At 67.5% G+C, this 2,715-nt stretch carries 3 protein-coding genes; all 3 read left to right on the plus strand.

What is annotated here, in order from left to right; translation table 11 throughout:
- A partial coding sequence (locus tag Q0Z66_RS12440; RefSeq protein ID WP_298041634.1) for an MFS transporter occupies nucleotides 1-726 on the plus strand: 726 nt, incomplete at its 5' end.
- A gap of 124 nt (nucleotides 727-850) precedes the next feature.
- Entirely contained in the window at nucleotides 851-1,612 is a 762-nt protein-coding gene (locus Q0Z66_RS12445) for a DeoR/GlpR family DNA-binding transcription regulator (RefSeq protein ID WP_298041636.1), read from the plus strand.
- 69 nt (nucleotides 1,613-1,681) lie between these two features.
- A partial coding sequence (locus tag Q0Z66_RS12450) for a class II aldolase/adducin family protein (RefSeq protein ID WP_298041638.1) occupies nucleotides 1,682-2,715 on the plus strand: 1,034 nt, incomplete at its 3' end.

The following is a 2,715-nucleotide window of genomic DNA, read 5'->3' on the forward strand; positions in this document are numbered from 1 at the left end:
TCCACCCGGTGGAAGGAGCAGCGCGCAGCGGAGAAGGCCAAGGGCGAGAAGGTCTCCTTCTTCTCCGGCATCCGCGGACTCCTGTCGAACAAGAAGAACTTCGGCGCCCTCGCGTTCCTCCTCGGCGTCTACGGCCTGTGGAACACCGTCGCCGGCCAGTCGGGCATCTTCCAGCCGCGCGTCTACGACGCCGCCGGCCTGCACGACGGCACGCAGCAGAACCTGCTGCAGGTGCTCGTCTGGTCGCTCACGGCACTCGCCACCTACTTCGGCTTCATGCGCTACGGCGACCGCGTCAGCCGTCGATGGCTGTACTTCGGCGGCGGTATGCTCGGCGTCATCGCCTGGGTGGTCCTCGTCTTCGCACCGCCGAGCATGTTCTCGCTGCTGTTCTTCGCTTCGGCGTGGGGCATCTCGGCCGGTGTCGGCGCCCAGGCCTTCTACGGCCTGTGGACCGCAGAGCTGTTCGCGACGAAGTACCGCGCCAGCGCGCAGGGTGTGCTCTTCATGCTCGCCCGCGTCATGGTCGGCCTGCTGAGCCTCGTGTTCCCGATCCTGCTCGAGTCCATCGGACTCGGCCAGCTCGGCCTCCTCATCATCGGCCTGCTCGTCGCAGCCCTCCTCATCGGAACCATCTGGGCTCCGAAGACCGAGGGAAAGACGCTCGAGCAGATCGAAGAGGAGCGCTACGGTTCGACGGCGGATGCTGAGACCGCACGCGTCTGAATCACAGAAGCACCGAACGGGTGGGGTGTCCGCGCAGATGCGCGGGCGCCCCACCCGTTTCTATTCCGCCGATGTTCGAATGCCCGCTATCCTGTGCGAAGTAACATCTTCGAACAGGATCATCATGGCAACGAGCAGCACCCTGCGGGGCGAGGAACGTCGGGCGGCGATCCTCGCGACGATCGATCGCGACGGCAGCGCCCAGATCGACGAGTTGGCGCGTCTGCTCGATGTGTCCGAGATGACGGTGCGCCGTGATCTCGATGACCTCGAGTCGGATGGCATGCTGCGCCGTGTGCGCGGCGGCGCAGTGGCGCTCGAGGGGCCGCGCAAGTTCGGGGAGCGCCGGCTCATGCGCACGCGGGCGAAGCAGACGATCGCGGCGAAGGCCGCGGGTCTGATCCCGGTCTCGGGGGCGGTCGCGGTGGATGCTTCGAGCACCGTCGGCACGCTGGCGGGCGCGATGCGCGGGCGGAAGGGCCTGATCATCGCCACGAATTCATATGAGAACTTCTCAATGCTGAACGCCACGGCCGACACGACGGCGATCCTGATCGGCGGGGAGCAGGACCCGGCGACGGGCAGTTTCGTCGGGCGGCTCGCGTGCGATGCAGCGGAGTCGATGCTGTACCAGGCGTTCTTCACCTCGGCATCCGCTCTGCATCCCGTGCATGGCACGTCGGAGGCGTCGCTGGCGGAGAGCCAGGTCAAGCGTGCTTTCGCTGCGCGCAGCGCGCGCACCGTCCTGTGCATCGACTCATCCAAACTCGACAGTGTCGCCGTCGCCGCGACCTTCGCGCTCGACGAGATCGACACGGTGATCACCGAGCTCGACCCGGCCGATACCCGCCTCGACGCCTACCGCAAGCACGTCCAGCTGCTCTGACGGTTGCGCGAGGCGTGAGTTCTTGAAAGAATTAACAACAAATCACAACCACTTCGCGGGAGCTCTCTCATGACAAACCCCACCGCCGCCGCCCTCATCGAGCGGTCGAACCGCCTCGGCGCCGACCCCAAGAACACCAACTACGCCGGCGGCAACACCTCCGCCAAGGGCACCGAGACCGACCCGGTCACCGGTGAGCCCGTCGAGCTGCTGTGGGTCAAGGGCTCCGGCGGAGACCTGGGCACGCTCAAGGAGCAGGGCCTCGCCGTCCTGCGCCTCGACCGCATGCGCTCGCTGGTGAACGTCTACCCCGGCATCGACCGTGAAGACGAGATGGTCGCTGCCTTCGACTACTGCCTGCACGGCAAGGGCGGCGCCGCCCCCTCGATCGACACCGCCATGCACGGCCTCGTCGACGCCGCTCACGTCGACCACCTGCACCCCGACTCCGGCATCGCCATCGCGACCGCCGCCGACGGCGAAGAGCTCACCGCGAAGATCTTCGGCGACAAGGTCGTCTGGGTTCCGTGGCGCCGCCCCGGCTTCCAGCTCGGCCTCGACATCGCCGAGATCAAGAAGCAGAACCCGCAGGCCATCGGATGCATCCTCGGCGGCCACGGCATCACCGCCTGGGGCGACACCTCCGAGGAGTCCGAGAAGAACTCCCTCTGGATCATCGACACGGCCGCCGCCTACATCACCGCCAACGGCAAGGCCGAGCCCTTCGGCGCGGTCCGCCCCGGCTTCACCGCCCTCGCCGACGCCGAGCGCCGTGAGCGCGCCGCAGCCCTCGCCGGTACCATCCGCGGCATCGCCTCGGCCGACAAGCCCATGGTCGGACATTTCACCGATTCCGACGTGGTCCTCGACTTCCTGGCATCCGAGAATGCGCCCCGCCTGGCGGCGCTTGGCACGAGCTGCCCCGACCACTTCCTGCGCACCAAGGTCAAGCCGCTGATCCTCGACCTGCCGGCCACGGCTTCGATCGACGAGCAGATCGCGCGTCTGCACGAGCTGCACACCGAATACCGCGCCGACTACCAGGCCTACTACGACGCTCACGCCGATGACGCCAGCCCCGCGATCCGCGGCGCCGACCCGCT

The sequence above is a fragment of the uncultured Microbacterium sp. genome (assembly GCF_947632095.1).
GTDB lineage: Bacteria > Actinomycetota > Actinomycetes > Actinomycetales > Microbacteriaceae > Microbacterium.